Annotated in this window: 6 protein-coding genes and 1 pseudogene; 4 read left to right on the forward strand and 3 right to left on the reverse strand. The window is 70.8% G+C overall.

What is annotated here, in order from left to right; all coding sequences use genetic code 11:
• The first annotated feature begins 318 nt into the window (after positions 1-318).
• Positions 319-393: a 50S ribosomal protein bL37 gene (locus RH94_RS46575; protein WP_388350547.1), complete on the forward strand. Its 75-nt coding sequence runs from the start codon at positions 319-321 to the stop codon at positions 391-393.
• An 84-nt stretch (positions 394-477) separates the two neighbouring features.
• Here RH94_RS46575 and RH94_RS04810 read toward each other — a convergent pair whose 3' ends face one another.
• On the reverse strand, positions 478-897 hold the full coding sequence (locus RH94_RS04810) for a hypothetical protein (protein WP_073946405.1): 420 nt from the start codon (positions 895-897) through the stop codon (positions 478-480).
• 170 nt (positions 898-1067) lie between these two features.
• Here RH94_RS04810 and RH94_RS04815 point away from each other — a divergent pair, with 170 nt between their 5' ends.
• Positions 1068-2153, forward strand: a complete 1086-nt coding sequence (locus RH94_RS04815; RefSeq protein WP_073946423.1) for a DNA polymerase III subunit beta family protein — start codon at positions 1068-1070, stop codon at positions 2151-2153.
• 402 nt (positions 2154-2555) lie between these two features.
• On the opposite strand, the gene RH94_RS04820 is transcribed toward RH94_RS04815, so the two are convergent.
• Positions 2556-3284 carry a GntR family transcriptional regulator gene (locus RH94_RS04820; protein ID WP_073946406.1) on the reverse strand — a complete coding sequence of 243 codons (729 nt, stop codon included), beginning with the start codon at positions 3282-3284 and terminating at the stop codon, positions 2556-2558.
• Positions 3285-3415: 131 nt separating this feature from the next.
• Between RH94_RS04820 and deoC the strand changes: the two genes are divergently transcribed.
• Positions 3416-4171 carry a deoxyribose-phosphate aldolase gene (gene deoC, locus RH94_RS04825; RefSeq protein WP_073946407.1) on the forward strand — a complete coding sequence of 252 codons (756 nt, stop codon included), beginning with the start codon at positions 3416-3418 and terminating at the stop codon, positions 4169-4171.
• A gap of 125 nt (positions 4172-4296) precedes the next feature.
• Positions 4297-5148, forward strand: a complete 852-nt coding sequence (locus tag RH94_RS04830) for a phosphotransferase enzyme family protein (RefSeq protein ID WP_073946408.1) — start codon at positions 4297-4299, stop codon at positions 5146-5148.
• Positions 5149-5531: 383 nt separating this feature from the next.
• On the opposite strand, the pseudogene RH94_RS42420 reads toward RH94_RS04830, so the two are convergent.
• Positions 5532-5601, reverse strand: a pseudogene (locus RH94_RS42420) (deoxyxylulose-5-phosphate synthase); the annotation flags it as partial.

The raw sequence follows: 5601 nt of genomic DNA on the forward strand, positions 1-5601 counted from the left end.
GGGGGCGTCACCGCCGTTCACGAGGACTCCCGCCTCGATGTTGCGCCGTGACGCGGCCTCGGTGAGGTTGGCGCTGCCCAGGAAGCCGACGCCTCACCGCAGTTGGCGGCCGAGTGGCTCACTCGGAACACCATCCGGCGGATCACGGGAAAGATCGCCCCGTGGTGGCCAGGGCGCGTGCGGCCGGGCGGCCGACGGTATGCCCGGCCCGCGGCTCACCCCCGGTGGCCGACCGGGTGATGGCGTTCTCGCGGTCCACATGACTGGACACTAGAATGACCAAATCATGGGCAATTCCGACAATAAGGAGAAGTTTCCATGTCCAAGCGAGGCAACAAGCGGCGCGGCCGGAAGAAGAAGCGCGCGAACCACGGCAAGCGCCCCAACGCCTGACCTGATGCCCTGTCCGCCCGGACGCGTCCGGGCGGACAGGGCATCAGTCCCAGCTCGGGCACAACAGCCGGAACCCGCCCTCCATCAGGCCCTGGTGGCACGCAACGAGAGGAACTGGAGCACACCGAAACCGGCGACGGTCATGGCCTGCACGGGGATCCAGACGGCACCCGCGGTCGTCGGCGAGAACCAGACGAGCATCGCGACAACACTGAGCACGGCCCACAGCACATTGGCGTCGACGACCGCCTTCACGGCGAGGGCCGGCGGCTGCTTCCGTGTGGCGAGGTAGCCGACCCCCGCGGCGTACGGCACCAGGAAGACGCCGAGTTCGAACAACAGACCGGACCCGATGCCGAGCAGGTTGCCGACCGGCTTCGAGTCGATCAGGTAGACCAGTCCGTTGACGCCGGTGACGATGGCGTCGAGGGCGAGGAAGCGGCGCAGCATGGTCTGCGGGCGGTCGGTACGGGAGAGGGTGCCGAGCAGGGTGGTGGCGGACATGCCGATCAGCCTCCGTCGAGGTCGAAAACGCTGGTCACGGTGGTTCCCACCTTGACCGGTTCCGCACGGAGGGTCGATTACCGCCGAGGTAATGGAACAGGTCGGCAGGTCGGACCGGGGTTGACCCTCGACCTTGTGGAGGGCCCAGAGTTCCGGGTGTGGAGAACGACATGCACAGCATCGGGGAGATGGCCCGGGACAGCGGACTGAGCGTGAGCGCGCTCCGGTTCTACGACCGGGCCGGTGTGCTGGTCCCCGCCTGGGTGGACCCGGTGAGCGGTTACCGCTGGTACGACCCCGAGCAGTGCGACGAGGCCCGGCTGCTGGCCCGCCTGCGCCGGGCCGGCATGCCGCTGGCGGACATCCGGCTGGTACTGGCCGGCTGGTCCAGCGCGGACACGGACCTGGTCCGGGGGCTCCTCCAGGCGCACCTGCGCCGTCTCGAGCGGGGCCTGTCCGACGCCCGCGGTGAGTTCTCCGCGCTCCGAGCAGTACTCGACCACAGGGAGAACCCCATGACCTCTTCGCTCCGCACCGCCACCGCCCGGCTGTCCGTCTCCGCCCCGGAGCTGGCCGCCGCGCTGGACGCGGTCCGCTTCGCGGCCAGTACCGACCCGGAGCTGCCGGTGCTCGGCGGCGTCCTGTTCGACCTCGAGGGCGAGGACCTCCGCCTCGTGGCCACCGACCGGTACCGGATGGCCGTCGCGCGGGCACGCACCGCCGGGCACGGCACGGGCCGGGTCCAGGTCACCGTGCCCCTCCCGCTCGCCGACGCGATGCGGGCGCTCCTGGGCGGGGAGGAACCCGTCCGGCTCACGGTGGACGGCGACCGCGTGGCGCTGGAGACCGGGGACCGTCAGACGGCAGGCCAGTGCCTGGACCACGACTTCCCCGACTACCGCCGCCTCCTCCACCTGCCCGCCGGCCGACGAGCCCTCGTCGACGTGGCGGCCTTCCGGACGTCGCTGGCGACCGGTCCCGTCCGCGCGAGCGAGGTACGGAAGCAGGACGGCACGGCCTACGACCTCAGCGTGCTCCAGGTGGCGGACGACGGCACGGTGACCGTCCGCGAGGACGGTGACGACGACCGGAACCACATCGCCGTCAACCGCGAGTTCCTGCTGCAGGCACTCACCGCCGGAGCCCGGGCCGAACTGATCCTGGAGTTCGGCGCCCCCACCGCGCCCCTCCTGATCCGCCAGCCCGACGACGAGGACACCCTCTCGCTGCTGATGCCGGTCCGACTGGAGGACTGAGCCGGCCGATCCCGGTGACGCGCTTGCCGGCCCGGGGCGTCCCCGAGGACCGCCTGCGAGCCGACGCCAGGTCAGCGTCGGCTCAAGGCACCTCGGGGCGCAGGGATGCAACGGCGAGTATCGTCGTCGGCCTCTCAGGCGCACACCCGACTGCCAACCGCTTCGGCGAGATCCCGGCGGAGGCAGCCGACCGCGTGCGGCTCGTCCAGCCCCAGGAGAGCCGGTCAGATCGCCGGGGTCCTGGAAGGTCGCGGTCGGGGTGGCACTCTGCCACGCACGCGGACGTACCGGTGGGAGGGGAACCGACGTTCCCCGCACTGCAAGGGGCGACCGGACCGGTGCTCCTGAGCGCCTTACCCGGCGTCGGCCGAGTTGTCGGCATCGCGACGGGGCGCAGCACTGTCAGGGGCCTTCCCGGTGTGCGACGGAGAAGTCGACCTGGAGCGCGTAGCGGTGGGCCACGTAGGAGCTGACCGTGTGTTCCAGGGGGGCGCCGTGCTGGTCGGCGATGGAGCGCATCTCGACGAGCATCGGGGTGGCGGCGTCGACGCCGAGTTCGGGTGCGTCGTCGCCGGCCGTGCGTGCGGTGAGGACGGAGGAGCCGAGGGTCGGGTGCAGGCCGAGGCGGCGCAGTGCGTTGTGCAGGGAGCCGGTCTCCAGGTCCGCGGTGAGCAAGGCGTCGAGGGAGGCGGGGAAGGTGGCGTGCTCGACGGCGACGGGCAGGTCGTCGAAGAGCCGGACGCGGCTGACCCCGACCACGGTGGCGTCCTGGACAGGGGCGGTGGGGTAGAGCGCGGCGGCTTCCTGGGGTGAGGCGGGGCGCACTCCGGCCCGCAGGACGCGCGAGCGGGGTGTCCTCCCGGCCGCAAGGGCCTGATCGTAAAAGCTCAGCAGGGTTCCGACCGGGCGGGCAGCGGCGGCCTTGCGTACGAAGCTGCCCCGGCCGGGCACGCGTTCCAGCAGGCCGTCGCGTTCCAGCCCGGCCAGGGCCGCCCGCACCGTCATCCGGGAGACGCCGAACTCCGCGGCCAGGCGCGGTTCCGAGGGGAACGGGTCTCCGTCGGTGGCCGCGGCGAGGCGTCGGCGCAACTGCTTCTCGATGCGTTCGTACAGCGGCTGCGGTGCGGCCATGGCGGGGGTTGTTCCTCCCGGGTCGGTGCGGGTCGCGGCTCCTGGCGTGACGTCCGTCGACACCATCATCCTCCCCTGCATAGGCTGTCTAGACAGCTCTGAACGGTTTATGCAGGACCGGAAGGAAAACCATGTCTGTCGCCTCGATCGCCACCCCGCGCTGGGACGGCCCGCTGCCCACGCCCGAGGAGGTGGCGAAGATGATCGACCACTCGCTGCTGCGGCCGGAGCTGACCCCGGCCGAGGTCGCCGCCGGCCTGGAGACCGCGTCGGAGTACCGCACGGCCTCGGTGTGCGTGCGCCCGGCCGATGTCGCGGCCGCCGTGTCGGCGCTCACGGGCAGCGGGGTCGCGGTCGGTACGGTCGTCGGCTTCCCGCACGGCGGGGCGACCACGGCGGCCAAGGTGTTCGAAACCGCCGAACTGGTCGGCCTGGGCGCGCAGGAGATCGACATGGTCATCGACATCGGCCGCCTGCGCGGCGGCGACGTCGCGTACGTCCAGGACGAGATCGCCGCGGTCGTGCGGGCGGCGGAGGGCCGCACGGTGAAGGTCATCTTCGAGAACGCGTACCTGGACGACGAGCAGAAGGCCGCCGGATACCGCGCGGCCGAGGCGGCGGGAGCGGCCTTCGTGAAGACCAGCACCGGGTTCGCCCCCGGCGGTGCGACGGCCGCCGACATCGCCCTGATGCGGCGCACCGTCTCACCGCACGTCCACGTCAAGGCCGCGGGCGGCGTACGCACCCTCGACGCCCTGCTGGAACTGCACCACCTGGGCGCCACCCGCTTCGGCGCGACCGCCACCGCCACCATCCTCGACGACCTCCGGGGCCGCCTCACCGGTGCCGCACCCCTGACGGACGACGCCCCGACCATCGGGTACTGAGTGCACCGGGGCTCCCGCCCTGCCCTTCGCGCCACCACGGCTCTCCCACAACAACTTGGTAGGGTGCGCGGGTTGCACCGCTTGAAGAGCTGTGGCAGCGCTCAAGGGAGAGGGGCCAGGCGACGATGCAGGCGTCAGAGGTGCCGAGTGCGGTGGCCGCGGCCATGTCGACCGCCTCATCACTTGGCCTGACAGTCGACGCCGCGATCGTTCTTCATGACTCGAACAAGCTCACTCTGCGTCTGCTGCCTTGTGACGTCCTGGCCCGGGTGGCGCCCGTAGCGCATCAGGTCGCACAGTTCGAAGTCGAGCTCGCCCAGCGGCTCGTCGAATCCGGGTGTCCTGTGGCTGCTCTCGATCCTCGAGTGGAGCCGGGCGTCTACGAGCGTGATGGCTTCGTGGTCACGCTATGGACCTACTACGAACCCGTGGCACCTCGAGAGGTCTCACCAGCCGACTACGCCAATGCGCTCGAGCGGCTGCATGCCGGCATGCGCGAGATCGTTGTCCCGACGCCGCGTTTCACGGATCGAGTCGAGCAGGCTCAGCAACTCGTGGCCAACCGCGACCGCACTCCGGCGCTCGCCGACGCGGACCGGAAGCTGCTCGGCGACACGTTGCGAAGCCTGAGACGAGTGATCGGCGAGCGCGGCGGCACCGAGCAGCTACTGCACGGCGAGCCGCACCCGGGCAACGTGCTCACCACGGAGAACGGGCTGCTGTTCATAGACCTTGAGACGTGTTGCCGTGGGCCCGTCGAGTTCGACCTCGCCCATGCGCCCGAAGAAGTCGGCGAGCACTATCCGGGTGTCGACCAAGACTTGCTGCGCGAGTGCCGGATCCTCGTACTGGCGATGATCACAGCGTGGCGCTGGGATCGAGGCGACCAACTCCCCAACGGGCGCCGGCTGGGCACGGAGTGGCTCAACCGGATCCGAGCAGCACTCGATCGTAACGGCCTGGACACCCATGGCTGATCGCGGACCTTCGAGGTCGTGGCCGGCCGGCTGTTGATGTCGGGATCTGCCGTGATTCCGGCCTTGGCCGGTCGTGGGCGAGGTCCAGTCGCACATGTCGACGGCTCGATCACCGATTCGGACTCCGTCGAGACAAGGCGAACGTTGCCGGTCACGACACTGCTTGCCATCGGCACCTCGTACGTGGGCCTCAGCCCGTTCCAGACTCCAGACCCCCTCTGCCGGCCGCTTCAGGGCGTAACCGGTGGCGCGAGGTGCCGCACCACGCGCCACAGTGTCCGCGAAGAACGCCACGGCACCCGGTCGGGCCGCCAGTTCGTCGCACTCCACCGTGCGCACCGTCGCCGTCCCGGCCGCGGCGAGTCCGAGCGTGCCATGGTCGCCTACGGAACCTCGGGTCGTACGAGCGCTTTGACGGCCGGCTCGCCGCTGCGCCGGGCGTATGCCATCCGC

It is taken from the genome of Streptomyces kebangsaanensis (assembly GCF_001906585.1).
Classification (GTDB): Bacteria; Actinomycetota; Actinomycetes; order Streptomycetales; family Streptomycetaceae; genus Streptomyces; species Streptomyces kebangsaanensis.